Origin of the sequence: Amycolatopsis alba DSM 44262, assembly GCF_000384215.1 — a bacterium.
Classification (GTDB): Bacteria; Actinomycetota; Actinomycetes; order Mycobacteriales; family Pseudonocardiaceae; genus Amycolatopsis; species Amycolatopsis alba.
This window is the reverse complement of the sequence record NZ_KB913032.1, coordinates 2,236,909-2,261,425: the sequence shown is the minus strand read 5'-3', so window position 1 is coordinate 2,261,425 and position 24,517 is coordinate 2,236,909. Positions and strand designations below refer to the sequence as shown.

23 protein-coding genes are annotated in these 24,517 nt (G+C 68.1%); 10 read left to right on the top strand and 13 right to left on the bottom strand.

Annotation, left to right across the window (positions count from 1 at the left end; translation table 11 throughout):
• Positions 1–62 precede the first annotated feature (62 nt).
• Together AMYAL_RS0110560 and AMYAL_RS0110555 are read left to right on the top strand one after the other, a co-directional pair.
• Positions 63–548 (top strand): DUF3761 domain-containing protein, encoded by a 486-nt coding sequence (locus AMYAL_RS0110560; RefSeq protein WP_167336146.1) that lies wholly within the window; start codon positions 63–65, stop codon positions 546–548.
• Between the two features lie 66 nt (positions 549–614).
• Positions 615–2,033, top strand: coding sequence for an MFS transporter (locus AMYAL_RS0110555; RefSeq protein ID WP_020631275.1), 1,419 nt, complete (start codon positions 615–617; stop codon positions 2,031–2,033).
• Between the two features lie 10 nt (positions 2,034–2,043).
• Here the strand turns inward: AMYAL_RS0110555 and AMYAL_RS0110550 are convergent, their stop codons facing one another.
• Entirely contained in the window at positions 2,044–3,597 is a 1,554-nt protein-coding gene (locus AMYAL_RS0110550) for an acetolactate synthase large subunit (RefSeq protein WP_020631274.1), read from the bottom strand.
• Between the two features lie 270 nt (positions 3,598–3,867).
• Between AMYAL_RS0110550 and AMYAL_RS0110545 the strand changes: the two genes are divergently transcribed.
• Positions 3,868–4,656: a Calx-beta domain-containing protein gene (locus AMYAL_RS0110545; RefSeq protein ID WP_020631273.1), complete on the top strand. Its 789-nt coding sequence runs from the start codon at positions 3,868–3,870 to the stop codon at positions 4,654–4,656.
• Here the strand turns inward: AMYAL_RS0110545 and AMYAL_RS0110540 are convergent.
• Positions 4,640–7,627, bottom strand: coding sequence for a BTAD domain-containing putative transcriptional regulator (locus AMYAL_RS0110540; protein WP_245192869.1), 2,988 nt, complete (start codon positions 7,625–7,627; stop codon positions 4,640–4,642). The genes AMYAL_RS0110545 and AMYAL_RS0110540 overlap by 17 nt on opposite strands.
• A gap of 149 nt (positions 7,628–7,776) precedes the next feature.
• Between AMYAL_RS0110540 and AMYAL_RS0110535 the strand changes: the two genes are divergently transcribed.
• A complete protein-coding gene (locus AMYAL_RS0110535) occupies positions 7,777–8,763 on the top strand; it encodes a hypothetical protein (RefSeq protein WP_020631271.1) in 987 nt (328 codons plus the stop codon).
• Between the two features lie 60 nt (positions 8,764–8,823).
• On the opposite strand, the gene AMYAL_RS0110530 is transcribed toward AMYAL_RS0110535, so the two are convergent.
• The gene (locus AMYAL_RS0110530) at positions 8,824–9,321 is read right to left on the bottom strand and encodes a DUF3830 family protein (RefSeq protein WP_020631270.1); all 498 of its coding nucleotides are present in this window, start codon (positions 9,319–9,321) and stop codon (positions 8,824–8,826) included.
• Positions 9,321–10,571 (bottom strand): aspartate aminotransferase family protein, encoded by a 1,251-nt coding sequence (locus tag AMYAL_RS0110525; RefSeq protein WP_020631269.1) that lies wholly within the window; start codon positions 10,569–10,571, stop codon positions 9,321–9,323. The genes AMYAL_RS0110530 and AMYAL_RS0110525 overlap by 1 nt, the downstream gene beginning before the upstream one ends.
• Positions 10,572–10,659: 88 nt before the next feature.
• Between AMYAL_RS0110525 and AMYAL_RS0110520 the strand changes: the two genes are divergently transcribed.
• The 3 genes from AMYAL_RS0110520 (at position 10,660) to AMYAL_RS0110510 (ending at position 14,028) form a co-directional block, all read left to right on the top strand.
• Complete coding sequence (locus tag AMYAL_RS0110520; RefSeq protein ID WP_020631268.1) at positions 10,660–12,123, top strand: NAD-dependent succinate-semialdehyde dehydrogenase; 1,464 nt, start codon at positions 10,660–10,662, stop codon at positions 12,121–12,123.
• 11 nt (positions 12,124–12,134) lie between these two features.
• Positions 12,135–13,196 (top strand): tartrate dehydrogenase, encoded by a 1,062-nt coding sequence (locus AMYAL_RS0110515; RefSeq protein WP_020631267.1) that lies wholly within the window; start codon positions 12,135–12,137, stop codon positions 13,194–13,196.
• Between the two features lie 355 nt (positions 13,197–13,551).
• Positions 13,552–14,028 carry a DUF4262 domain-containing protein gene (locus AMYAL_RS0110510; RefSeq protein ID WP_020631266.1) on the top strand — a complete coding sequence of 159 codons (477 nt, stop codon included), beginning with the start codon at positions 13,552–13,554 and terminating at the stop codon, positions 14,026–14,028.
• Positions 14,029–14,032: 4 nt separating this feature from the next.
• On the opposite strand, the gene AMYAL_RS0110505 is transcribed toward AMYAL_RS0110510, so the two are convergent.
• From AMYAL_RS0110505 to AMYAL_RS0110495, 3 genes are read right to left on the bottom strand one after another with little or no spacing between them, the layout of a single operon-like run.
• The gene (locus AMYAL_RS0110505; protein WP_020631265.1) at positions 14,033–14,725 is read right to left on the bottom strand and encodes a GntR family transcriptional regulator; all 693 of its coding nucleotides are present in this window, start codon (positions 14,723–14,725) and stop codon (positions 14,033–14,035) included.
• Between the two features lie 3 nt (positions 14,726–14,728).
• Entirely contained in the window at positions 14,729–15,499 is a 771-nt protein-coding gene (locus AMYAL_RS0110500) for a maleate cis-trans isomerase family protein (RefSeq protein WP_020631264.1), read from the bottom strand.
• A gap of 44 nt (positions 15,500–15,543) precedes the next feature.
• Positions 15,544–16,284 (bottom strand): maleate cis-trans isomerase family protein, encoded by a 741-nt coding sequence (locus AMYAL_RS0110495; protein ID WP_020631263.1) that lies wholly within the window; start codon positions 16,282–16,284, stop codon positions 15,544–15,546.
• 99 nt (positions 16,285–16,383) lie between these two features.
• On the opposite strand from AMYAL_RS0110495, the gene AMYAL_RS0110490 reads away from it, so the two are divergent.
• Both AMYAL_RS0110490 and AMYAL_RS0110485 read left to right on the top strand, forming a co-directional pair.
• Positions 16,384–17,373, top strand: a complete 990-nt coding sequence (locus AMYAL_RS0110490; RefSeq protein ID WP_020631262.1) for a D-2-hydroxyacid dehydrogenase — start codon at positions 16,384–16,386, stop codon at positions 17,371–17,373.
• 7 nt (positions 17,374–17,380) lie between these two features.
• On the top strand, positions 17,381–18,757 hold the full coding sequence (locus AMYAL_RS0110485) for an amidase (RefSeq protein ID WP_020631261.1): 1,377 nt from the start codon (positions 17,381–17,383) through the stop codon (positions 18,755–18,757).
• 42 nt (positions 18,758–18,799) lie between these two features.
• Here the strand turns inward: AMYAL_RS0110485 and AMYAL_RS0110480 are convergent, their stop codons facing one another.
• Both AMYAL_RS0110480 and AMYAL_RS0110475 read right to left on the bottom strand, forming a co-directional pair.
• On the bottom strand, positions 18,800–20,020 hold the full coding sequence (locus AMYAL_RS0110480) for an MFS transporter (protein WP_020631260.1): 1,221 nt from the start codon (positions 20,018–20,020) through the stop codon (positions 18,800–18,802).
• Positions 20,017–20,535 (bottom strand): helix-turn-helix domain-containing protein, encoded by a 519-nt coding sequence (locus AMYAL_RS0110475; RefSeq protein ID WP_020631259.1) that lies wholly within the window; start codon positions 20,533–20,535, stop codon positions 20,017–20,019. The genes AMYAL_RS0110480 and AMYAL_RS0110475 overlap by 4 nt, the downstream gene beginning before the upstream one ends.
• Before the next feature lie 109 nt (positions 20,536–20,644).
• Between AMYAL_RS0110475 and AMYAL_RS0110470 the strand changes: the two genes are divergently transcribed.
• Positions 20,645–21,619 carry an aldo/keto reductase gene (locus AMYAL_RS0110470; RefSeq protein WP_051137517.1) on the top strand — a complete coding sequence of 325 codons (975 nt, stop codon included), beginning with the start codon at positions 20,645–20,647 and terminating at the stop codon, positions 21,617–21,619.
• Here the strand turns inward: AMYAL_RS0110470 and pqqB are convergent.
• Genes pqqB through pqqC form a run of 4 tightly spaced genes read right to left on the bottom strand, consistent with a single transcriptional unit; the run spans position 21,616 to position 24,510 of the window.
• Positions 21,616–22,479, bottom strand: a complete 864-nt coding sequence (pqqB, locus tag AMYAL_RS0110465; RefSeq protein WP_020631257.1) for a pyrroloquinoline quinone biosynthesis protein PqqB — start codon at positions 22,477–22,479, stop codon at positions 21,616–21,618. The genes AMYAL_RS0110470 and pqqB overlap by 4 nt on opposite strands.
• Positions 22,476–23,564: a pyrroloquinoline quinone biosynthesis protein PqqE gene (gene pqqE, locus AMYAL_RS0110460; protein ID WP_020631256.1), complete on the bottom strand. Its 1,089-nt coding sequence runs from the start codon at positions 23,562–23,564 to the stop codon at positions 22,476–22,478. The genes pqqB and pqqE overlap by 4 nt, the downstream gene beginning before the upstream one ends.
• On the bottom strand, positions 23,555–23,827 hold the full coding sequence (gene pqqD / locus AMYAL_RS0110455) for a pyrroloquinoline quinone biosynthesis peptide chaperone PqqD (protein ID WP_020631255.1): 273 nt from the start codon (positions 23,825–23,827) through the stop codon (positions 23,555–23,557). The genes pqqE and pqqD overlap by 10 nt, the downstream gene beginning before the upstream one ends.
• Before the next feature lie 2 nt (positions 23,828–23,829).
• On the bottom strand, positions 23,830–24,510 hold the full coding sequence (pqqC, locus tag AMYAL_RS0110450) for a pyrroloquinoline-quinone synthase PqqC (RefSeq protein ID WP_020631254.1): 681 nt from the start codon (positions 24,508–24,510) through the stop codon (positions 23,830–23,832).
• Positions 24,511–24,517 lie beyond the last annotated feature (7 nt).

Below are 24,517 nucleotides of genomic sequence, written 5' to 3'. Positions count from 1 at the left end.
GCGGTAACACCGGCGAACGATCTCCCGACTACGCGGCACTACCACGTGCCGGGGAGGCCGTTATGTCGAAGAGAACAACGAAGCTGGGCATGGCACTGGCGATCGGGCTTCTGGTCGCCGGAGGCTGCGGGGTGGAGACCGCGCCCGCCGGACGGGTCACGTCAGAGAGCAGCCTGCCGACGTCATCGGCGCCGACCAGTAGCTGGGCACCGCCGACGCCGACCACGACCACGGCCACGCCGACGCCGACGCCGACACTTCAGCAGTTCGTGCCGCCGACCACGACCGCGGTCGACGTGCCGAAGCAGGTCGATCCGGTGCCGTCGAAAACACGGCCAAAGACGACACCCACGGCGAAAGCGCCGAATCTGGCGGAATGCGGAAGCGACCACTACCGCAACACCGACGGTGTCTGTGTCCATCGGCCGGCGAGCGGACCTGGTGCGGCAGACGGTGCGACAGCCCTCTGCAAGGACGGTTCCTATAGCTACAGCCAGAATCGCCGCGGTACCTGTTCCGGGCACGGTGGGGTTCGCACCTGGTTGTGATCCCGTCGGTCAATCATTCACTCAGGAGGGTGGTGCTGTGTAAGGTCGGATCATGGGACGCGCAAGGTGAAACCGGTCGGACGGGCACCTTCGCCCAGGATCTTCGTCGTCGTGCTCGCCACCTGTGGCTTGGTGGCGTCATTCATGCAAACGCTGGTCGTACCGCTCATTCCGTCGTTTCCGCGGCTGCTCAACGCGACCCCGTCCGACGCGTCGTGGGTGGTGACGGTGACCCTGGTCGCCGGGGCCGTGGTGATGCCGGTGAGCGGCAGGCTCGGCGACCTCTACGGTAAACGCAGGTTGCTGCTGATCAGCCTGGGCTTCCTGGTCGTCGGCTCGGTGGTGTCCGCGCTGACCAGTTCGCTCGCACTGATGGTCGTCGGCCGGGGTCTGCAGGGCTGTGCGATGGGCGCGATCCCGCTGGGGATCAGCATCATGCGCGACGAGCTCGCCCCGGAACGTGTCGGAGCCGCGATCTCGGTGATGAGTTCGACGCTCGGCGTCGGCGGCGCCATCGGGCTCCCGGTGTCGGCGCTGGTCGCGCAGAACGCAGACTGGCACGTCCTCTTCTGGGCGTCGGCGGGGCTCGGGCTCGTCTGTGGCCTGCTGATCCTGTTCGTGGTGCCGGAGTCGCCGCTGAAGACACCCGCGCCGTTCGACTACCTCGGCGCTTTGGGGCTGACAGCCGGACTCGTCTGCCTGCTGCTGCCGATCGTCAAGGGCGGCGAATGGGGCTGGGGCAGCGGTCGTACCCTCGGCTTCGCCGGGATCGCGGTGGTGATCCTGCTGGTCTGGGGTGCCTACCAGTTGCGGCGCCGAGATCCACTCGTGGATCTGCGCGTGTCCGCGCGGCGTCCGGTGCTGTTCACCAACCTCGCGTCGATCATGATCGGGTTCGCGCTGTACTCGATGGCGTTGTCGTTCCCGCAGTTGCTGCAGGCGCCAGGGTCGACCGGCTACGGCCTCGGCCTGACGATGGTGGAGGCCGGGCTCTGCCTGGCGCCGAACGGGCTGGTCATGTTCATGCTGTCGCCGGTTTCGGCCCGGCTCATCGAGCGTTACGGCCCGCGTACGACGCTGATGGTCGGCGCCACCACCATCGCGACCGGGTACATCTTCGCGACCGCGTTGATGGACAACGCTTTCGAGCTGATCACGGCGTCGATCATCATCGGTGGTGGCGTCGGCATCGCCTACGCGGCCATGCCCGCGCTGATCATGGGGTCGGTCCCGGTCACCGAAACCGCGTCTGCGAACGGGTTGAACTCGCTGATGCGCTCCGTCGGCACGTCGACGTCCAGCGCGGTGATGGCGACCATGCTCGCGTCGCTGGCGATCACCGTCGGCGGGGTCTCCGTTCCGTCCGCGGCGGGGTTCAGGCTTAGCTTCGTGGTCGCCGCCGGTGCGGCACTCCTGGGTCTCGTCTTGACCGCCTTCGTCCCGAAGCAACGCCAGCCCGAACCGCTGGTCGCGTCGGTCCGCTAGCGCGCCCGGCTCAGAACAGCGTCGGAACGATCGCGTCGATCAGGTGCGGTCCCGGTTCGGCGATCGCGCGCTGGAACTGCTCGGCCAGCTCCTCCGCGGTCGTCGCCCGTGTCGCCGGGACACCCATGCCCTCGGCGATCTTGACGAAGTCCATGTCCGGCCGTGAGAGGTCGAGCAGTTCGTTCGCCTTGGGGCCGCTGGCGTCCGCGCCGACGCGTTGCAACTCCAGCCGCAGGATCGCGTACGCGCGGTTGTTCAGCAGGACCGTGGTGACGTCGAGGTTCTCCCGCGCCTGCGTCCACAACGCGGAAATCGTGTACAGCGCGCTGCCGTCGGACTGCAGGTTGATCACCGGCCGGTCCGGCGCGGCGACGGCCGCTCCGGTCGCGACGGGCATGCCGTAACCGATCGCGCCACCGGTCAGCGTCAGCACGTCGTGCCGCGGCGCACCCGCGGTCGCGGCGGGCAGCAGCAGACCGGAAGTGTTCGCCTCGTCCGCGATGATCGCGCGCTCCGGAAGCAGCGCGCCGATCACCTCGACCCAGTTCTGCGGCGTCAGCGGGCCGGACGGCAATGCGGGCCGCGAGGCCTCTTGCAGTACCGGTTCCGTCTCGGCGGCGACCAGGTCCGCGACGTCGTTCAGGGCGCGCGGGACGTCCTGCCCGACTTCGGCCAGCACGTGGACCTGTGCGCCTTCGGGCACCAGGTCGCTCGCCTTGCCGGGATAGGCGAAGAACGACACGGGCGCCTTCGTCCCAGCGACGATCACGTGCTTGATCCCGTCGAGCTGGTACTCGACCTGCTCGGCGAGATAGCCCAGCCGCTCGATCGTCGGCAGGCCTTCGCCACGCTCAAGCCGGGCAGGGAATGTTTCGACGAACGCCTTCACCCCGGTCGCGGCGGCGATCCGGCTGGTCGCGCGCAGACCGGCCTCGCGGCAGCCGCTGCCACCGACGAGCAGCGCGACCGGCTCATCGCCGGCCAGCAGTTCGGCGATGGTCTTCACCTTCGTCGTGTCGACGACCTGCGGGATCCGCGGCGGGATGGGCGCGCAGGTCTCGCCGCCCTCGCCCCAGGACGCGTCGGCGGGGAGGATCAGCGTCGCCACCTGTCCGGGGGAGTCCTGGGAGGCCGCGACCGCCGCGGCGGCGTCGGCACCGACGTCCTTCGTGTGCTCGGAGCGGCGGATCCAGCCTTCGAGCGAACCGGCGACGGCTTCGATGTCCGATTCGAGCGGGGCGTCGTACTGCTTGTGGTAGGTCGCGTGATCACCGATCACGTTGACGATCGGGGTGTGCGCACGACGCGCGTTGTGCAGATTCGCCAGCCCGTTCCCGAGGCCGGGGCCCAGGTGCAGCAGTGTGGCCGCCGGTTTGCCTGCGATCCGCGCGTAGCCGTCCGCGGCGCCGGTGACGACGCCTTCGAACAGGCCGAGCACACCGCGCATCTCGGGCACGGTGTCGAGCGCGGCGACGAAGTGCATCTCCGAGGTGCCAGGGTTGGAGAAACAGACGTCCACACCGGCGTCGACGAGCGTGCGGATCAGGGACTGCGCGCCGTTCATTTTACTCACTTTCAAGCCCTCTCAGCGAAAAGACGCCGGGGTTGAGGAACCCGGCAGGGTCGAAGCCTTCCTTGACCCATCGACTGCCTTTCCTCACGCGTCTTTGCCTGGTTACCGAAGCGTAGTACGTCACGATCGAAGGTGACCATGAATCATTTTCACGTTAGCTTTCCGGTGGTCACAACCTCGCGACAACCTCACTCGGCTACCCATGTCGCAGCGGGCCACGGCGGCCCGCCGGAAGGGGTGGGACGCTCGATGGGACCAAGAATGAGACGGATCACGACGCTGGGGGCGGCGCTCGCGGTCGCGTTCGGGCTCGCGGTACCGGCGGCCGAAGGCGGGGAAGCGGCCTGCACGGCGCCCGTGGTGAACGTCGGCGGAGTCAGCCAGGGCGAAGGGACGAACGCCGGGTACACCACCTTTCTCTTCACCGTTTCCGTCGACGACGGCGGCTGCGCGCCCCAGGGCTCGGTCGAGTACCGGACGATCGACGGCAACGGGTCGCCGGTCGATCCGGCATTCACCGCCAAGGAAGGGATCGACTACCTGCCTGCCGCGGGCACGCTGACGTGGTCCGGGACGGCGGACACATACACCGTCCCGGTCAAGGTCCGCGCCGACTCCGTCGTGGAGAACGACGAACTGTTCTCCCTGCGCCTGTACGGCGAGAAGGGGCTGCGGATCGGGCACAGCGTCGGCGTGGCCTGGGTGGCCGACGACGACGCGACGAAGACCGCGCCGGTGGCCACCACCCAGGACGGTGAGATCTGCTGGTCGATCCCGCCCAACTTCGCACAGGGCAAGAGCTGCAAGGTGCCCGTCGTGCTCTCCCGGCCGTGGCCGGGGCCGCTCACGATCCGCTACCGCACCGAAGGCTCCGGGCATGTGCCGGTGAAGGACGGTGTCGTCACCTTCCAACGCGGTGAGACCAGGGGATACGCCGAAATCACTCCCTTGCCGGGGCAAACGGGGAAGGCGCGGGTCGAGTTCTTCGAGCCCTCGCAGGGCAAGCTCGTGTACGCGACCTCGACCGTGGTGATCAGCCCCGCCCGGTGACGAGATCGGCGTCGGCCGTCGCGTTCGCCCGCCGGTACAGCTCGATCGCTCGAGCCCAGTGGGCGGCCGCGGCGGCCGTGATGCCACAGCGTGCCTCGAGATCGCCGAGGTCGCGATGCAGATGAGCCTCCTCGTACGGGTCCGGGACACCTTCCCTGACCGCGAGACCGCGCTCGAGGTTCTCCCGCGCCGCCGCCAGGTCACCGAGTCCGAGATGGGCACGGCCGAGCCGGTCGAGCGCGGCCGCTTCACTGTGCCGGTTCCCGACGTCCCGGCTGATCAGGAGTGCCTGGTCGAAATCGTCCAGCGCGGCCCGGAAATCGCGGCGGGCGAGATGGACCTGGCCGGCGTGGAGCAGCGATTCCCACTCCTGCCACCGGTCGCCGATCGCACGGGACGCGGCCAGCGCCTTACCGAGATGGTCCAGCGCGACGTCGTGATCGCCGAGCTCCTCGTATGCCTCGCCCAGGGTGTCCAGAGTGGCGGCTTCCAACCGGGCGTTGCCGAGTTCGCGGAACGTCTCCAGCGCCGCCGTCAGCGGGCTGAGCCCGTCCATCGGCTGGCCTCGGCGGATGTAGGCATGGCCTAGGTTGCGCTGGGACAGCGCACGCCCGAGCCGGTTGCCCGCCGAAGTGCACCGCTCCACCGCGAGCCGGTACGCGGTGATCGCCTCGTCGAACCGGCGCAGCGCGGCGTAGGCGTTCGCGGTGTTGTTGTAGATATGCCCTTCGCCTCCGAGGTCTCCCGCCGCACGGGCGGCCTTCAACGCGCGGGCGTTGGTTTCGAGCGCGTCCGTCAGCCTGCGGGTCATGAAGTAGGCCGCCCCGAGCGCACGCAGCATCTCCGCTTCCGCCAAAGGATCGTCGAGCTCGGAGGCCGCCGCGGCCCCTTCCCGGCAGAGCCCGATCCGCTCGTTCCAGCCACCCAGGGTGTCGTAGAAACTGGTCAGCAGATAGGTGAGCTGCCAGGCGGCGGTGTTGCGGCCGTGCTCCCGCGCGAACCGCACCACAGGCAGCAGGTTCGCGCGCTCGGCACCCAGGAACGCCAGCGCCGCCCGCCTTTCGGCCGGGAAGGGCCGCTCGGGCAGAGGGTGGCGCAGCGCCGGGGTGACCAGATCGCGGTTCGGGTCGATGACCCGGTTCGCCTCGGCGGCGACGTACAGGTACCAGTCGATCAGCCGGTCCGCCGCCTCGGCGCGGCTCGACGTGGTCTCGTCGGCGCGGGCGCACGCGACGGCGAACTCACGGATCAGATCGTGGAGGCGATAGCGATCCGGACCCGACGGGGTGATCAGGTGAGCGGCGGACAGCGCGGCGATCGCGGCCCGGCCCGCTTCGGCGGGCACCCCGCACAACGCGCTGCCGAGGGCCGGGCCGAACGACGCCCCCGGTATCAGCCCGGACAGCCGGAACAGCTGTGCCGGGGCGTGGTCCAACGGCAGGTAGGCGCTCGCCAGCACGGTTTTGACGGTCCGGGAATCCCCTTGTACCGCAAGGGTCTCCAGTCGCCCGACACCGGTCAGCTCACGGGTGAGTTCCGCGATCGGCCTGCCTGGTTCGCCGCTCAAGCGCGCGGCGGCGATCCGCAGCGCCAGCGGCATCCCGTCGCACAGCCTGGCCAGCCGCGCGGCCTGCGCGGGTTCACGGGCGACCCGGTCGGCGCCCAGCACCCTGGTGAGCAGGGTCATCGAGTCCGGATCGGCCAGCGCGTCGAGAGCGAACACGCGGACGGCGTGCCTGCTGCCGAGGGCGGCCAGGGTCTGCCTGCTGGTCACGATCAGCAGTGCCTTCGCCGTCCCCGGCACCAGAGGAAGGATCTGATCCACACTGCCCGCGTTGTCGGCGACGATCACGCAACGCCTGCCGTGCAGCAGCGAACGGTAGAGCGCCGCGCGTTCGGCCGTCGAATCGGGCAGCCGATCATCGGGGAGGCCGAGCCCGCGCGACAGATGCGCGAGCGCGTCGCCCGGCGAGATCGCTTCGTGCGGGTCGTGCCCGGCGAGGTCGAGGAAGAGCTGACCGTCGGGGAAGCGGTCCGCGATGCGGTGCGCCCACTGCACGGCGAGCGCGGACTTCCCCATCCCCGCCGCGCCGGAGATGACCACGACCGGCGGCTCGGGTTCGTCGAGGAGCCTGTCGAGCGAAGCGAGCTCCTGCTGCCGCCCGGTGAAATGCCCGACCCTGGCGGGGAGCTGTGCGGGCGCCGTGCCCCGCACCGGCGCGTCGAGTTCGGGGGCGCGGCGCAGGATCGCCGTATGCAGTTCGACCAGTTCAGGACCGGGATCGACGCCGAACTCGTCGGCCAGTCCCCGGCGCACGGCCTGGAACGTCTCCAGCGCCTCGGCATGCCTTCCGCAGCGATGCAGGGCGAGCATGTGCAGCGCGGCGAGCCGCTCGCGGTACGGCTGCCCGGCCCGGTGCCGCGGAAGTTCCCGGAGGACCTCCTCGTGTTCGCCGAGCCTGAGCTCCGCGTCCCAAAGTTCTTCCCAGGCGGACAGCCGCAGTTCCTGGAGCCGCTCGACTTCGCGTAGCCCCCAGCCGTCGAGTTCGGCGTCCGCGAACGCTTCGCCGTGCCAGAGCCGCAACGCCTCGCGCAACGCCGTCACCGCTTGGCCCGGATCGCTCCGCTTGGCGGCACGGAGTTCCTCTTCGAAGCGAAGAGCGTCGACTGAGGACGGTGTGACCGTCAGGACATACCCCGGTTTGCGGGTCAGCAGAACCGGCGGGAACCCGCAATCCTCCAGCGCCTGCCGGATCCTGGCGACGTGGCTGTGCAGGGTCTTCACCGCGGTGCGGGGCGGATCTTCACCCCAGAGCACGTCGACCAGCCGGGGTATCGGGACGACAGAGCCCGCGTGCAGGGCGAGAACGCCGAGCACGGCTCGCTGGCGGGCGCCGTGCAGCTCCGCCCGCCCGGTGGGACCGATCGCTTCGACCGGGCCCAGCACCCGTAATTCCCCTGGTCCGGGCACCCCGCTCCCTCCGGCATGTGACCTCGGTGAGCGTATCCGGGCGGAGACTCACCGAAATCGGCCAATTAGGGCACACGATCTCTACAACCCCGTCACAACCGGGTTGATCGACGGTCAACGAGTCGAATGTTTCGCCCAAGGAGGGAAACATGATCAGCAGGAATCCGCGGCGTCGCCGAACGCTGCTCGCCTCGGCCGTCTTGGCCGTCGCGACGTTGTTCGCGGGGGTCGCACCGGCGGTGCAGGCCTCGACGCAGGCTCGTAGCGACGTCTTCATCCGGGACAACGGATCCGATTACGGATATGAGGCGTCGTCCGGCTCGCTCTACTCCAGCCCCGACGTCCGGGTGTGTTTCTCGGCGACGGTCCTGTGCGCCACCGACGACCCGATCGTCCAGGGTGGCAACGCCTTCATCCACGTCACACTCAACCGTCCCGGTCCGTACGGGGACGGGCTTGAGAAGGGAAACCTGCAGGTCTGGTACACCAAGCAGGGCACCGTGGCCCAGTGGCCGAACCAGTGGAACTACATCGGCTCGGCCGCCAACGTGGACGTGCCCTACGGCACCAAGACGGTCGTCATCCCGTGGAAGGTCCCGATCGGCTCGCACTTCTGCCTGCTGGCCCGGTGGCTCTCGCCGACCGACCTGCCGACGGAAGGCGTCAGCACGTCCCTCAACACACGGAACAACAACAACATCGCGTGGCACAACGTGAACGCCGTCCCGTTCAAGATCAAGGTGCCGGTGATCCGGCCGATCGTGTTCGGCTGGCACGGTCCCGACCCCACGGCGGTCGGCGACATCGTCTTCACCCAGCCGGGCAAGCCGTTCACCGGCCCCGGACGGATCACCATCGACCTCGGCCCCGACCTCGCCGCGCGCTGGCGGGCAGGCGGCGCGAAGGGTGAGGGCATCGAACGGGTCGGCGAGACCGAGCTGGCCATCGTGAACCCGCAGCGGGCCCGGATCAGCGGACTGGCGTTCAAGGCGGGCGAACAGATCGACGCCAAGCTGAGCTTCACCGCCGGAGCCGAGGCGGCCGGTGGGCAGTACACCGTCCACGTGACCCAGGTCGACCAGCGCGGCGAAGAGGTCGGTGGCGTCGAATACCGGCTCGCGGCCGAACGGCAGTAGCCAGGGAGGGGTGCCGGCCCGTGGGCGGTGAGGGTGGGGAACCCTCACTGCCCACGGGTTTCACGCGCGTGCGAACGAAAGCGTCTCGCCCTCGACCCCTCGCAGCCAGAGGTCCTGCGCGGCTTCCGCCATTTCGGCCAGTCCCTCTTCGATCGTCGCGAACACGTTGCCCGGCACCCAGCCCGCGTCACCGTTGATCAGCAGGTTGTTGCGGCCGTAGAAGATCGCGAGGTCCGTCGCGCCCTGGTCGCTGTGCGCCTCACTGCCCTCGTCGTAGCCGTACGCCGGGTTCCCGATCTCCCACGCCTCGAACCCGAAGTACACGACATCCCCCGGAATCGGCGTCACCGTGGGGTTTTCGCGGCCCGGTTTCGGTTCGGCGAAGGGCGGCACAAGGGTGTAGACCTCGTTCCGCGCGTATTTCGCGTGGTAGGCCGAACCGCTCTGCGGCAACGAGTCCCAGACCGCGCGGCAGGTCCGCGGGGCTTCGGCGTCGAGCAACCGGGCCCGGCAGGAGACCCCGCGCTTGTCGAGCGTGATCGTGATGTAGCGGGCCATCACTCGACCCCCGCCACGACGTCGCCCCAGATCCGCAGGGCTTCGTCGACCTGCCCGGTGTCGACGATCAGCGGCGGCACCATCCGGACGACGTTCATGTACGCCCCGCACGTCAGCAGCAGCAACCCGCCGGCGGACGCGGCTTTCTGGGCGGCCTGGGCCTTCGCGGTGTCCGGCTCCCCGTCCGGTGTGGTGAATTCGGAGCCGACCAGCAGCCCCAGCCCGCGGACATCGCCGATCGACGGCGACTTGTCCGCGATCACCCGGACACCTTCAAGCAACTGGCGTCCGCGTTCGGCGGCGTTCTCGACGAGCCCTTCCCGCTGGATCACCTCGAGCGTGGCGATCGCGGCCGCGCAGGCCACCGCGTTGCCGCCGTAGGTCCCGCCCTGGGAGCCGGGGAGCGCTTTCGCCATCAACTCCTCCGACGCGGCGATACCCGAGATCGGGAACCCGCTCGCGAGTCCTTTCGCGATGAGCACGATGTCCGGGCGCACGCCGAAGTGCTCGTGTCCCCAGAACCTGCCCGTCCGCCCGAAACCGGTCTGGATCTCGTCCATCACCAGCAGGATCCCGTGCTTGTCGGCACGCTCCCGCAACCCGGCCAGGAACGCGGGGTTCGCCGGGACGTACCCGCCTTCACCGAGTACCGGTTCGATGAAGAACGCGGCGGTCTCGTTCGGCGCGCAGACGGTCGCGAACAGGTAGTCGAGCTCGCGCAGGGCGAACTTCGTCGCGGTCTCCTCGTCCCAGCCGTAGTGGAAGGCGTACGGGAAGGGCGCGACGTGCACACCGGACATGAGCGGCGAGATCCCGGCGCTGAACCGGGTGCCCGACGTCGTCATCGTCGCCGCCGCGACGGTCCGGCCGTGGAACCCGCCCTGGAAGACGATGACGTTGGGCCGTTTGGTCGCCTGCCGCGACAGCCGGAGCGCCGCCTCGACCGCCTCGCTGCCCGAGTTCGCGTAGAAGAGTGAATCCAGGCCTTCCGGCAGGACACCACCCAGCTTCTGGGTCAGCTCCAGCATCGGCTTGTGCATGACCGTCGTGTACTGCCCGTGGATGAGTTTGCCGATCTGTTCCCGCGCGGCGCTCACCACGTGCGGGTGACAGTGGCCGGTGCTGGTCACGCCGATACCGGCGGTGAAATCCAGGTGACGTTTGCCATCGGTGTCGTAGAGGTACACCCCTTCACCGTGGTCGACCACGACCGGCGTTGCCTGCTTGAGCAGCGGTGATAGCTGGGCCATGGACTGCGCTCCTAGGTCGGCTGAGCTGTTGTCGATTGTTGACAATATCCATAGCATGGCGTTCGGGACAACATGGAGGAGCGTTGGGATGAGCTCGATCAGTGAGGCCGGCGTAGTCAAGGCGGTCGACAAGGAACTGTTCATCGGCGGCAAGTGGGTGTCCGCCACGGGCGGGAAGACCTTCCCGGTTCTCGACCCCTCGACAGGTGAAGCACTGTGCGAAGTGGCCGACGCGTCACCGGCGGACGGGGTCAGCGCTCTCGACGCCGCCGTCGCCGCACAGGCCGACTGGGCGAACGTCGCCCCGCGCGAACGCGGCGAGATCCTGCGCCGCGCCTACGAACTGCTCATCAAGCGCGCCGACGAGCTCGCGCTGCTGATGACCCTCGAGATGGGCAAGCCGCTCGCGGAGTCCAAGGGCGAGATCACCTACGCGGCCGAGTTCTTCCGCTGGTTCGCGGAGGAGGCAGTCCGGATCGATGGTGGTTATGCCGTCGCTCCCAACGGGGCGGGCCGGTTCCTGGTGACGAAGCAGCCTGTCGGGCCGTGCCTGCTGATCACGCCGTGGAACTTCCCCATGGCGATGGGCACCCGCAAGATCGGGCCCGCGGTAGCGGCAGGCTGCACGATGATCATCAAGCCCGCTGCTCAAACCCCCCTTTCGATGTTGGCTCTCGCGGCGATCCTCGCCGAGGCGGGATTGCCGGAAGGTGTGCTGAACGTGCTCACGACGTCGGACTCCGGCGGCGTGATGGAGCCGCTGATCCGGGACGGCCGTGCCCGGAAGCTGTCCTTCACCGGTTCGACCGGCGTCGGGCGGAAGCTGCTGGAGCAGTGCGCGGACAAGGTGCTCCGCACCTCGATGGAACTCGGTGGCAACGCTCCCTTCGTCGTCTTCGAAGACGCAGACCTCGACGCGGCCGTCGACGGCGCGATGACCGCGAAGATGCGCAACATCGGTGAGGCCTGCACGGCCGCGAACCGCTTCTATGTCCAGCGAGGCATCGTCGACGAGTTCTCCCGGCGCCTCACCGAGCGCATGGAGGCCCTGCCGATGGGGCGCGGCACCGAGGACGGTGTCGTCGTCGGCCCCCTCATCGACGAAGCCGCCGTCGAGAAGGTCAGTGGCCTGGTCTCCGACGCCACCGAGCGAGGAGCTCGCGTCCTCACCGGCGGGTCGGCTGTGGACGGTCCGGGCAACTTCTATCAGGCCACGGTGCTCACCGACGTGCCCAAGGGCGCCAGGCTGGCTTCGGAAGAGATCTTCGGGCCGGTCGCCCCGATCACTTCGTTCGACAGCGAGGACGAGGCCATCGCGGCGGCGAACGACACCGAGTTCGGTCTCGTGTCCTATGTGTACACCTCCGATCTCAAGCGGGCGTTGCGGGTTTCCGAACGGCTGGAAGTCGGCATGATCGGCCTCAACCAAGGGCTGGTGTCGAACCCGGCCGCGCCGTTCGGCGGGATCAAGCAGTCCGGGCTCGGCCGTGAAGGCGGCACCGTCGGCATCGACGAGTTCCTCGAGACCAAGTACATCGCGGTGGCCCTGTGACACCTCGAGCAGTGACCTCTTCTTATCGGATCGCCAGCATTCCCGGCGACGGAATCGGTGTCGACGTGACGGTCGAGGCCCGCAAGGTCCTCGACCGCGCGGCGGCATCGCATGGCTTTTCCTTGTCCTGGCAGGAGTTCGACTGGAGCTGTGAGCGGTACACCAAGACCGGCTCGATGATGCCGGACGACGGTATCGAGCAGCTTTCCCGGTTCGACGGGATCTTCCTGGGTGCCGTCGGCTTTCCCGGCGTCCCGGATCATGTTTCGTTGTGGGGTCTCCTCATTCCGGTGCGGCGCGCGTTCACGCAGTACGTCAACCTCCGGCCCGTCCGGCTGCTGCCGGGGACGACATCGGCACTGTCGGGCAGGAGTGCCGATGAACTGGAGATGGTGATCGTCCGGGAGAACTCCGAGGGCGAGTACTCGGAGATCGGTGGCAGGCACAATCGTGGCCAGGGAAACGAGTTCGTCTTACAGGAATCCGTGTTCACGCGGGTCGGGGTGGAGCGGATCATCCGCTACGCCTTCGAACTGGCGAAGACGCGGACGGGGCGGGTCTGCTCGGCGACCAAGTCCAACGGGCTCATTCACTCGATGCCGTTCTGGGACGAGATCTTCGCCGAGATCTCTTCGGAGTATCCGGACGTGCACGCCGAACAGTGCCATGTCGACGCGCTCGCCGCGCGGATGGTGCAGGCGCCGGACCGGCTCGACGTCGTGGTCGGTTCCAATCTCTTCGGCGACATCCTGAGCGACCTGGCGGCGGCCGTGACGGGCGGGCTCGGAATGGCGCCTTCGGGCAACATCAATCCAACAGGTGAGTTCCCTTCCATGTTCGAGGCTGTGCACGGCAGCGCTCCCGACATCGCCGGACAGGGCATCGCGAATCCGGTGGCGCAGATCCTGGCGGGGGCGATGCTGCTCGACCATCTCGGTGAAACCGTTGCGGCACAAGATGTTCACGCTGCGGTGGAAAAGGTTCTCGGGGAGGGGGCCGTGCAGACCCCTGATCTCGGCGGGAAGTCCACCACCGCCGAACTCGGGTCCGCGGTGGTCGCCGCTCTATCTTGAACCATCCGCATAGTGGCTTGTCAAGTCCCGCGAAGTCATGAACGGTCCATTCATGAATTCGGGGTGGCGTGTAAGTGCGTGAAGGCCCCTTCCTTGCATCAGGAGCAAGGAAGGGGCCTTCGCGTACTTACGCCGAGATGGGCGTTCTGGGTGTGGACGGGAAATGCGGGCTGCGCGTTCGCCCGGTCACGACCTGCCCGAATTTTTCGGAGAAAAGTGTAAAACGTTGCGATGAAAGGGAAAAACTCGCGATGAAAGGGCGCCGTCATCGCCTCCGCGTGCCTGGCCCGTGAGTTCTTGTCGGTGCCCCGGTGCACAGTGTCGATCATCGAATTCGACTACTGGAGGAGTGCCGATGTGCTGGCATTGCGACAACCCTGGGAAGACCCGCAACGACTACCTCATCGAGGAAGTCCGTCCGCTGATCCGGAAGTACGGCTGGATGGTGCAGGCGGTCGATAGCGGAGGCGCTCAACCCAGCTTCGCGTACACCGTCGGGCTCACCGACGCAGGGCTGCCGGAACTCGTCGTCACCGGCCTCAGAGAGCGAAGATCCAGTCAGCTGCTGAACTATTTCGCCCAGCAAGTGGTCCGGTCGGGGCCGCCTGAATCGGGTGAGGTGCTGCCCGCCGCGGTGGGATGGCCCGCGTTCGAGGTCGTCCCGCTCAGTTCGCCGTCGGCTCACCTGGTCACCGCCGTCCTCATGTACGGCGAAGAGTTCCGCGCCCTGCAACTGGTTTACGAGGACGAGCACGGCAATTGGCCGTGGGAAAGGGAGTTCCGCGGCGGCACGGGCGGGCAGCCGGTGCTGGGGGCGCGGCACCGTGGCTGAATCCCTAAGGCACGGCGGGAGCTTCGCCCTCTCGCAGGCTGGTTCCAGGGGCCAGTCGCTGGACCGCGTCCTCCATATGGGCTTCCAGCAGCGACAGCGCGGTTTCTTCGTCACCGGCCCGCAGGGCCTCGATGATCCTGGTGTGTTCGGTGACCCGTTCTTCGACCCGCTGGTAGGTCCCCTGCAGTGCGGTGAGGCACATCCTGGTCTCGATCAGCAGGGTCCGGGCCATCCGCACGAGCCGTTTGCTGCCGGAAGCGGCGATCAGCGCCTCGTGGAAGCGGAGGTCCGCCCAGGAGAGCGCGGTCGGATCGTCGTCGTCCGCGGCGGTGGCCATGGCGGTCACGGCCTGTTCGAGTTCGGTGGCCACCCGTTCCCGGTCGCCGCGCAGTGCTCGCAGCATCGCGGCGCGCTCGATGGCCGAGCGCGCCGAGTAGATGTCGTAGACGTCGCCGGGTTCGAGGTCGATCACGAACAACCCGCGGTGGCGCTCGCTGCGCAGGAGCCCTTCGGAAACGAGGTGCTGCATCGCCTCTCGCAGAGGTCCCCGCGAAACCTGGAACCGGGAGGCCAGATCCGTTTCACCGAGCTGGGTGCCAGGAGGAAGCGCGCCGGTCATGATCGCGTCCCGCAACTGGCGCGCGATGATCCCGGCGGTCGATTCCCGGCTGACCGGCTCGATATCCGGCAAGGACATGGTTCAGTTGCCCCTCTGCCCGAACAGCGCGCCCAGCGTCCGGACGAGCGGAGACCTCCCGGTGAGCCGCAGGCCCTCCCAGACGGTGACCTGGTTGGCGGTCAGCACCGGTTTGCCGAGTCTGGTCTCGAGCGTGTTGATCTCGCCGAGCGTCCGCATGGCGGTGTCGGGGACGAGCAGCGCGTCGGCGGCCGGGTGATCGCCGCTCGCCGCGAGCTCGACGACGGCTTCCGGGCTGAGTTCGCCGACTTCGGCGGCGGTGTCGATGTCCGCACTGCCCATCGAGACCACTTCGATCCCGCCCGCGCCGAGGAACTCGACGAACAGCCGGGCGACGTCGTCCGGGTAGCTGGCGGCGACCGCGACCCGCCGGACGCGGAGGGCGTGGGCCGCGTGGACGAAGGCGAAGGAGGTGCTCGACGCCGGGACGCCGGCGACGGCGGCCAGCCGGTCGGCCTGGTCGCGGGCGCCTTCCCAGCCGTAGACGAAGCTGCCGCTGGTGCAGGCCCACATCACCGCGTCCGGTTCGTGCTTGGCCAGCAGCGCGGCACCGTCGGCGAGGCGGCTTTCGCTGCCGAGGTCCAGGAGTTCGGGTACGGCGTGCAGATCGGTCCCGTAGATGTGCTCGACCGGCAGCTTGATCCCCGCCATGTCGCCGCCGAGGAGCTGCTCCGCGAGCGGGTAGTCGTCTTCGGCCGCGTGATCGGGGTAGATGAAACCGATCGTGGTCGTCTCGGACGGCGGTTCGGGTGGGGTGAGCGGGCTGATGGGCACGGGACCTCCGGAGGACAGATTGTCGACAATCGTAAGGGAAGAGGTCAGTCGACCTCCCGGAGCCACTTGCCGGGCCCGACGATCGGCAGGTTCATCCGCCGGAGGCAGGCCCACATCGTGAGCTGGTTCGCGGTGAGGACGGGTTTGCCGAGCGCGCTTTCGAGCGGCTCGATCAGATCGTAAGTGGGGAGGTTGGTGCAACTGACGAAGATAGCGTCGGCGTCGGCGTGGTCGGCGGCGAGGATGCGTTCGGCGATGGTCCGGTAGCTGACCTTCCAGATGCCACCGCCGAGGCCGAGGTGGTCGCTCGAGACTGTGCGCACGCCGAGTTCGGCCAGGAAGTCGTGCAGCTTCCCGGTCAGGTCGCCGTCGTAGGGCGTCAGCACCGAGACCTGGTGGAGGTCGAGCTGGTGCAGGACCTCGGCAAGAGCGCCGGAGGTGGTGACGGCGTCCGGCGCGCCCGCGTCGCAGATCGCCTTGGTCAGAGAGCGTTCGTAGTCCACACCGTTGACGAAACTTCCGGAGGTGCAGAGGTAGGCGACCACTTCGGGCTCCACGTGGAGCACATCTCTCGTGGCGGTGGCGAGATGCCTGCTGTCGCTGACGAGCTGGGCCATCTCCATGCTGACGGGCACTGGCTCGTACGGCGTCCGAGCCAGATGGAGGGAGACCTCCATGGGCACCCAGCGCCACAGCTCACGTTCCAGGGCAAGGTCGAAGGGAGCGATCACGCCGATACCGCGCTGCGCCAAAGGGCCTTCGAACTCCAGTAAGTCGAAATCCAAGTCTCAGCCTCCGGAAAGCTTCTGCTGCCACAGGTCCGGTGCTCCGGGGTCGTTCCTCGGATTGTTGACAATCATACGAGCCACTTTTACGGTGTCAACGTGATCGCTTCGGAGACCCCGGTGCTGGCCGTGCTCTGCGGAGACACGCGCCCACCGGACATGCGCGCTATCGAAGCTGAAGCGGTGGTTCGTTACACCGACGAGGCGGGCTTGGCCGACGCGTTATCCGGAGCGGACGCGTTCTTCGTCTACGACTTCCTCTCGACCGCCGTTCCTGGTGCCTGGCACGCGGCCGACCGGCTGCGCTGGCTGCACATCGCCAGCGCGGGCGTCGACCCAGTGCTCTTCCCAGGGGTGCAGCAGAGTGACGTCGTGCTCACGAACTCGCGTGGCGTGTTCGACGGGGCGATAGCCGAGTACGTCCTCGGGGTCGTCCTCGCGTTCGCCAAGGATTTCGCCCGTTCGTGGGACCTGCAGCGACAGAAGCGGTGGAAGCACCGGGAGAGCGAACGGATCTCGGGCAGGCGGGTCCTCGTGGTGGGCACCGGGCCGATCGGCCGGTCGATCGCGAGGATGCTGCGGGCGGCCGGGATGTCGGTGGCGGGTGTCGGACGCCGTCCTCGTGAGGGCGATCCCGACTTCGGAGCGGTGTACGCCTCTTCGGACTTGGGCAGTCACCTTCCCGAGGCGGACTACGTCGTCGCGGTCGCACCGCTGACCGAGCAGACGAAGGGCATGTTCGATGCCGAGGCCTTCGCCGCGATGAAGCCCGGCGCGCGGTTCGTCAACGTCGGCCGTGGCGAACTGGTGGTCACTTCGGACTTGGTCGGCGCACTGCGGGACGGGTCGCTCGGGGGCGCGGCGCTCGACGTCTTCGACACCGAGCCGCTGCCACCCGAAAGTCCTTTGTGGACTATGGAGAACGTGCTGATCTCGCCGCATATGTCGGGCGACTTCGTCGGCTGGCGTAATACTCTGGTAGAGGTGTTCGCGGACAACTTCCGTCGCTGGCGTGCGGGGGAGCCGCTGCGCAACGTCGTGGACAAGCAGCTCGGATACGTGCCGTCGGAGACGCTTCGCCAAGGTTAGGGGCCGGATGAACGACATCAAGTTGACCGCTAGCGAGCTCGTCGCCGCGTATGCCACCGGAGAGCTGTCGCCGGTCGAGGCCACCCAGAACGCGTTGCGTGTCATCGAAGAACGAGACGACGAGATCAACGCCTATTGCCTTGTCGACGCCGAAGGCGCGATCGAACAGGCGAAGGCTTCCGAGGTCCGTTGGCGGGACGGTAATCCGATCGGCTGGCTCGACGGTGTCCCGGCTTCGATCAAGGACATGTTCCTGACGCAGGGCTGGCCGACGCTGCGTGGTTCGCGGTGCATCGACCCCGATCAGCCGTGGGACGTCGACAGCCCGGTCACCGCCAGGCTGCGTGAGAACGGCTTGGTACTGCTGGGAAAGACCACGACACCGGAACTCGCGTGGAAGGGCGTCACCGACAACACGCTGACCGGGATCACCCGCAACCCGCACGACCTGTCGACGACGGCAGGCGGGTCCAGCGGGGGAAGCGCCGCGGCCGTCGCGGCGGGGATGGGCGAACTGTCCGTCGGCACCGATGGCGGGGGCTCGATCCGGATTCCGGCTTCGTTCTGTGGAATCGTCGGTCTCAAACCGACACACGGCCGGATCCCGCTGTTCCCGGCGAGCCCGTTCGGGCCGCTCTCGCACGCCGGGCCGATGGCGCGTTCGGTGGACGACACAGCGCTGCTTCTCGACGTCCTCGCCATGCCCGACTACCGGGACCCGGCGGCGCTCGCCCCGCCGGTGTCGACCTTCCGCGAAGCCGTCCGCCGGGACGTACGCGGGCTGAACGCCGCCTACTCGCCGACGCTCGGCTACGTCGATGTCGACCCGGAGGTCGCGGCGATCGTCAAGTCGGCCGTCCAGTCGCTGGGCGATGCGGGCCTGTACATCGAAGAGACCGACCCCGGCTTCACCGATCCAAAGCCGGCCTTCGACATCCTGTGGTCGACGGGGGCGGCCAAGTGGCTGGACACTTTCCCCGCCGGTTCGGAGACCAAGGTCGATCCGGGACTGCGGAAGGTGTGGGAGTCCGGCAAGACCTTCTCGGCGAGCGACTACCTCGGCGCCAACGCCGAACGGGCCGCGCTGGGCATCCTGATGGGTGAGTTCCACACGCGTTACGACGTGCTGATCACGCCGACCCTGCCGATCGCCGCCTTCGAGGCCGGGCACGAGGTGCCGCCGGGCAGCGGGCTGAGCGGCTGGCCGGACTGGACGCCGTTCACCTACCCGTTCAACATGACCCAGCAGCCCGCCATCAGCGTCCCGGCAGGCCGCACCTCCAGCGGGCTCCCGGTCGGTCTGCAGATCGTCGGCCCGCGGCACTCCGATGACCTCGTCCTCGCGGTCGCGAAGCTCCTCGAAGAGGTCCGTCCCTGGCCGTGACCAGCGGAAAGAGAGCAAGGGACCTTTGCTATCGCCTGGCGGTCAGGGGTGGGTGGCGTGGGTTTTCCGGACAAGGCCCCGCACCTGTCCGCTGCACAGGGCGAGACAGGTGGCGGCCACGACCAGCGCGGCGCAAGCGAGCAGGGTCGTGCTGACCCCGAAGTGCTGCGCGGCCGGCCCGGCCGCCATCTGGCCGAGGGGAAGGGCGATGAAGGAACCGAGCATGTCGTAGGAATAGACGCGCGCGAGTTTGTCCTCGGGCACGTTCTCCTGCAGCGAGACGTCCCAGGCCACCACGAACTGCTCGATCGCCAGGCCGGAGACGAACATGGCCGCCAGCAGCAGCGGCAGCCACGGCGCCTGGCCGAGGAGGATCAACGGCGGCGCTTCGAAAAGGATCACCGCGACCCCGACGAACAGCGCGCGCCGCGGCTGCCAGCGGGCAACGAGGATCCCGCCGACGAGCGAGCCGATCGTCTGCGCGGCGAGGGCGAATCCCCAGCCGGAGCGGCCGAAACTGCTGTCGGCGACGACGGGGCCGAGTACCGCGATCCCGCCCGCGATGACGGCGTTCACCACCATGAACTGCACGACCACGACCCACACCCAGGTCCGTGACCGGAACTCGCGCCAGCCTTCAGCGAGTTCCGCCAGCGGGCGGCTGCCGGGGAGCCGTTCGCGGCGGCTGAGCCGGATACGCCGGTAGGACAGGGCGGAGCCCAGGAACAGCAGCGCGTTCCCGCCGAGTGCCCAGCCGGGGCCGACCGCGGTGACCAGGATGCCGCCGAGTCCGGCGCCGGCGATCCTGCCGGAGTTCGAGAGCAGCCTGCCCAGTGCGTTGGCCTGCGCCAGCAGGGTGGCGGGCACCGTCAACGGGGTGAGCGAAGCCGAAGCGGGCGCGGAGATCGCGGCGACGGCGCCGTTGACCACGCTCAGGCCGACCAGCAGCGGGATCGACGCGAATCCGCAAAGGACACTCGCCGCGATGACCGCCTGGGTCAACGTGGCGGCGAGCTCGGTGCCCTGCAGGATCACCGACCGGGGCAGCCGGTCCGCCAGTACCCCGCCGAACAGCAGCAGGACCACGCTCGCCACCGAACGGGCGCCGACGACGATGCCGATGTCCACCGCCGAACCGGTCAGGTCGATCACCGCGAACGCCAGCGCGAGCGGGGCGACGGCGTTGCCGAACTCCCCGAACGTGCGGCCGCCGACCAGCCAGCGGAAGTTATGGTGACGCAGGGGTTCTCGCAGCGAGGTCACCGTCGCCTCATTTCGAACATCGAAACCGTCGCGCTGACCGGGATCGTGCCACGGGTGCGGGGTGGCTTCGCGGCCGAGTGCAGAAGCTCGCCCAGTTCACGAGCTTGCTCGAGCGCCTTCTCCCAGGTCTCGCGATCGACCCAGATCTCCGTGTCGGTCGTCGAACCCCGTTGACCGGGGACGCGGAACTCGCCGCGCCGCTTGAGCTCTTCGGCCATCGTCGCGAGGAGCAGCTGTTCCTCGTGCGGATTCGTCGACGTGAACCACGATCCCGACTCCGGATCGTGCCGGTAGCGTTTCGCCAGCCCGCCCCGGATCCGCACCTCTTCGACGATGTCGAGCAGTCCTGCCTCGTGCAGCCGTCGCAGGTGATAGCTGACATTCGCTTGTGTCTCACCGAGTTCGCGGGCGACCTCGGCCGCGCTCATCGCGACACCGGTCAAAAGCGACAGAACGCGCAACCGGATGGGATGGGCGAGGACGCGCAATCCGTCGAGGGCGGGGGACTCGGACATGCGGCCGAGTATCGACTGCCGGGACGACAACCGTCAAACAGTTATTTGGGGGTTTCGTTGGCCGGGAGATCCGGTGCAATGATCCGATGTCTGTGCTCTGCTGAGAGGTATGCGTACGACGACATTGGGCAGGAGCGGCCTCGAGGTGTCGAGGATCGCCTTCGGCACCTGGCAGCTCGGCGGGGGCTGGGGTTCGTTCGACGAGGACTCGGCGATCGCCGCGATCCACCACGCCCGCGAACTCGGGGCCACCTTCTTCGACACCGCTCAGGCCTACGGTTTCGGGAAATCCGAAGCGCTGCTCGGGAAGGCGTTGCGCGAGGAACTCAAGCGCGACCGCGACAACCTCGTCATTGCAACGAAAGGCGGCACCAAGCCGCGTTCCGAGCGCCCGCGTGACTCCCGCCGCGAATGGCTGACGCAGGGGATTGAGGACAGCCTCCGCTTCCTCGACGTCGACCACATCGACCTCTACCAGATCCACTGGCCCGATCCCGGCACGCCCGCGGAGGAGACCGCGGGCATCCTCCAGGAGTTCGTCGACGCCGGGAAGATCCGGCACATCGGTGTCTCGAACTACGACGCCGCGGCGCTGGCCGACTTCGACAAGACCCGTCCGGTGGAAACCCTCCAGCCGCCGTATCACCTGTTCCGCCGTGACATCGAGATCGACCCGCTGCCGTATGCGCGGGAGAACGACATTGGCGTGCTCGTGTACAGCCCGCTGGGCAGCGGCCTGCTGACCGGGTCCCTCACAGCGGAGACGACGTTCGAGAAGGCCGACTGGCGTTCGCAGTCTTCGGCGTTCACCGGCGAGACCTTCCGGCGCAACCTCGCCATCGTCGACAGGCTCAAGGAATTCGCCGCGGACAAGGGAATCTCGGTCAGCCAGCTCGCGATCGCCTGGACGCTCGCCCGGCCGGGTGTGCACGTCGCGATCGTGGGCGCGCGCAAGGCGGCCAACATCGAAGCCAGTCTCGCCGCCGCCGATATCGACCTGTCCGCGGACGAGCTCGCGGAGATCGACCGCCTCACCGCAGACGCCGTCCCCGTCGCGGGCGCGAGTCCCGAAGGCATCGCCTAGAGCTTGAATTCGCTGCCATCCAAGGGAAGTGAGGCGCCGCCGTCCAGTACGGCGGCGTGCTCCGGCGAAGACGGATCGACCACCGGATTCGTGTTGTTCAGGTGGGTGTACGCCCAACGCGGGCCGGGCCGGAGCTTCGCGAGGCTGCCGGTGATCGGCAAATGTCCCATGGCCAGCTGGGCACCGTCGCCGACCTTGGTCGCGGTGGCGCCCGACATCTCGTCCGGCGCGTAGAAGGTCCCGTCCAGCAACACTAGTCCGGCATCGCGAGTGAAGTCGTCGAATCCGTCCGGCCAGCTCTTCAGACAAGGCGCGTAGACGAGAACACCGCCGGTCTCGACGTCTTCGATCCGGTACGCCACCACCCATGGACCGTCCTCAGCGGACGAGCGCGCGTACTTCGGCCGCTTGTCACTCACGGGAAGCGCGCTCACCCGGAGCCCGTCGATGGAGACCTCCGACGACGGCAGCCAGTCCCAGCCGCCGTAGCCGTCGATGATCGACCGTGCGGGGAACTGCTCGGACAGTGCACCCAGAACGGCGTCCGGCGCCCACACCGGAAGCCCGCCCGCTTCCCGCAGCAGAAGCAGGCCGAGCGAATGATCGAGCTCGGCATCGGTGAGCAGCACCCCGCGCAGCGGGATCTCCCGCGGCCCCGGTCCCGCCCGCAGCGCGGGTGTGGCGAGGATCTGCGCGCGGATGTCCGGTGACGCGTTGAGCAGGTACCAGCCCTTGCCATCCGCGCTCACCGCGACACAGTCCTGCGTCCGCGGCGGCGCGTCCGAAACGCAGAGCGCGCAGGCGCAGTTCCATTGCGGGAATCCGCCGCCCGCCGCGGTGCCGAGCAGGATCACCCTCATCGCGGTCCCCGCATCACGAGCTCGTCCGCTTTCGGGGGTGTGGCGAGGATGAGATCGACGATGCCGCGATCCGGCGAACGTGAGCACACCGGGTCCGTCGCCGAGGCGTCACCGGTGAGCTGGAACGCCTGACACCGGCAGCCGCCGAAGTCGATCGCGCGCCTTTCACAGGTGCCGCAGGTGTCCGACATCCAGTCCTCGCTGCGATAGGCGTTGAAGGAACTGGACTCGTACCAGATCCGCGCCAGCGGCTTGTCCCGGATGTTGTCGAATTCCAGCGTCTCGATCGCCGTCGACGCGGGGCACGGCAGCACGTTCCCGTCGGGCGCCACGGTCAGTTGCCGCGCGCCCCAGCCGTACATGCACGGTTTCGGGTACTGCTCGTAGTAGTCGGCGACGACGTAGATGATCTCCATGCGGCCGCGCAGCCGTTCGGTGGCCGCCCGCACGATCGGCTCGGCCTCGTCGAGTTGCCTCCTGGTCGGCATCAAGGCGTCGCGGTTCCGCAGTGCCCAGCCGTAGTACTGCGTGTTCGCCAGTTCGAGCCGGTCCGCGCCCATCTTCTCGGCCAGGTCGATGATCCCGGCGAGCTGGTCGTGGTTCTGCCGGTGCAGCACGACATTCACCGAAAGCGGCAGGCCTGCCTTCTTGATCAGTCCGGCGACGACCAGCTTCCTGTCGTGGGCCCGTGCACCGGCGAGCCGGTCCGCGCGCTCCGCGGTCGCGCCCTGGACGGACAGCTGGATGTGCGCGATGCCCCGTTCGGCGAGATCGTCCAATCTGGACTCCGTCAGCCCGAGCCCGGACGTCACCAGGTTGACGTAGCAACCCAGTTTCGTGGCGTGCTCGACCAGGATGGGCAGATCCGGCCGGGCGAGCGGTTCGCCGCCGGACATGTGTACCTGAAGCACGCCGAGCTCCCGTGCCTGGGTGAGCACGGACAGCCATTCCTTTGTGGACAGTTCGCCGTCGCGGGCGATCAGCTCGACCGGGTTCGAGCAGTACGGGCAGTGCAGCGGGCAGCGATGGGTCAGTTCGGCCAGCATGCCCAACGGCGGCGCCGCGGTGGAGGTGTTCAGGTCCATTCGACGATCCGCCGATCTCCCAGCCGGGACAGGACATCCAGGATTTCTTCCTCGCGCACACCGGCGTAGCGCTTGCGCAAGGCCGAAGCGATCGCCGCGACGTCTTCGACACCGTCGCAGAGCGTGAGCACGGCCGCGGCGGTCGGATTCGGGACGAGCACGCCTTCGGGGAACAGGAGGACGTGCGTTTCCCTGGTCTGGTCATAGCTCAGCCGGACTCCGCGCCGCAGCCGCGGCACCGAGCCCATCTCGAGGGTGGTCATCGTTACTCCTTGGCCGCGGCGCGCTCGATGGCGTCGAGCATGGACCAGAGCACGTCGGTCTTGAACGACAGCGCGGCGATCGCCTTCTCCTGCTGTTCGCGGGTGACGGCGTGCCGTACGACGATGTCGAGCGTCCCCTTGCCCTCGCCGGAGACCTTGTCGATGCGATTGGTGAAGTAGTCGAGGTCTTCCCGCGCGATCCACGAGTAGTTCGCCAGCATGTCGGCGACCCGCCGCTGCATGAGATGGCCGGCGAACATTTCGGTCAGCCCCGAAGCGACCGCTTCGAGCCAAGGTCTCGTGCGGGCGAAATTCACGTAGGCGTCGACGGCGAACCGTACACCGGGGGCGACGTGCCGCTGATCGAGAACCTCTTCGCGGTCGAGGCCGACCGCGGCGCACAAGCGGAGCCACCGCTCGATTCCGCCGTCCCCGGCCTTCGCCCCGTCGTGATAGACGATGCGGTCGAGCCATTCCCGGCGGATTTCCGGCACCGGGCAGTTGCTGATGATCGCGGCGTCCTTCTGCGGGAGCACACACTGGTAGTACCAGCGGTTCGCGGCCCAGATCTTCAGTTCGTACTCGGACAGTCCGCCGTCGTGCATCCGCCGATGGAACGGATGAGTACCCCAATAGCGGTGGGAAAGTCCACGCAGGGCCGCGACGAATTCCGACGAGGACATCGGTTCG

Coding starts and splice junctions, on each gene's coding strand:
- AMYAL_RS0110560 (WP_167336146.1), top strand. CDS start 63: ATGTCGAAGAGAACAACGAAGCTGGGCATGGCACTGGCGATCGGGCTT.
- AMYAL_RS0110550 (WP_020631274.1), bottom strand. CDS start 3,597: ATGAACGGCGCGCAGTCCCTGATCCGCACGCTCGTCGACGCCGGTGTG.
- AMYAL_RS0110545 (WP_020631273.1), top strand. CDS start 3,868: ATGAGACGGATCACGACGCTGGGGGCGGCGCTCGCGGTCGCGTTCGGG.
- AMYAL_RS0110535 (WP_020631271.1), top strand. CDS start 7,777: ATGATCAGCAGGAATCCGCGGCGTCGCCGAACGCTGCTCGCCTCGGCC.
- AMYAL_RS0110530 (WP_020631270.1), bottom strand. CDS start 9,321: ATGGCCCGCTACATCACGATCACGCTCGACAAGCGCGGGGTCTCCTGC.
- AMYAL_RS0110525 (WP_020631269.1), bottom strand. CDS start 10,571: ATGGCCCAGCTATCACCGCTGCTCAAGCAGGCAACGCCGGTCGTGGTC.
- AMYAL_RS0110520 (WP_020631268.1), top strand. CDS start 10,660: ATGAGCTCGATCAGTGAGGCCGGCGTAGTCAAGGCGGTCGACAAGGAA.
- AMYAL_RS0110510 (WP_020631266.1), top strand. CDS start 13,552: ATGTGCTGGCATTGCGACAACCCTGGGAAGACCCGCAACGACTACCTC.
- AMYAL_RS0110505 (WP_020631265.1), bottom strand. CDS start 14,725: ATGTCCTTGCCGGATATCGAGCCGGTCAGCCGGGAATCGACCGCCGGG.
- AMYAL_RS0110485 (WP_020631261.1), top strand. CDS start 17,381: ATGAACGACATCAAGTTGACCGCTAGCGAGCTCGTCGCCGCGTATGCC.
- AMYAL_RS0110475 (WP_020631259.1), bottom strand. CDS start 20,535: ATGTCCGAGTCCCCCGCCCTCGACGGATTGCGCGTCCTCGCCCATCCC.
- AMYAL_RS0110470 (WP_051137517.1), top strand. CDS start 20,645: ATGCGTACGACGACATTGGGCAGGAGCGGCCTCGAGGTGTCGAGGATC.
- pqqB (WP_020631257.1), bottom strand. CDS start 22,479: ATGAGGGTGATCCTGCTCGGCACCGCGGCGGGCGGCGGATTCCCGCAA.
- pqqE (WP_020631256.1), bottom strand. CDS start 23,564: ATGGACCTGAACACCTCCACCGCGGCGCCGCCGTTGGGCATGCTGGCC.
- pqqD (WP_020631255.1), bottom strand. CDS start 23,827: ATGACCACCCTCGAGATGGGCTCGGTGCCGCGGCTGCGGCGCGGAGTC.
- pqqC (WP_020631254.1), bottom strand. CDS start 24,510: ATGTCCTCGTCGGAATTCGTCGCGGCCCTGCGTGGACTTTCCCACCGC.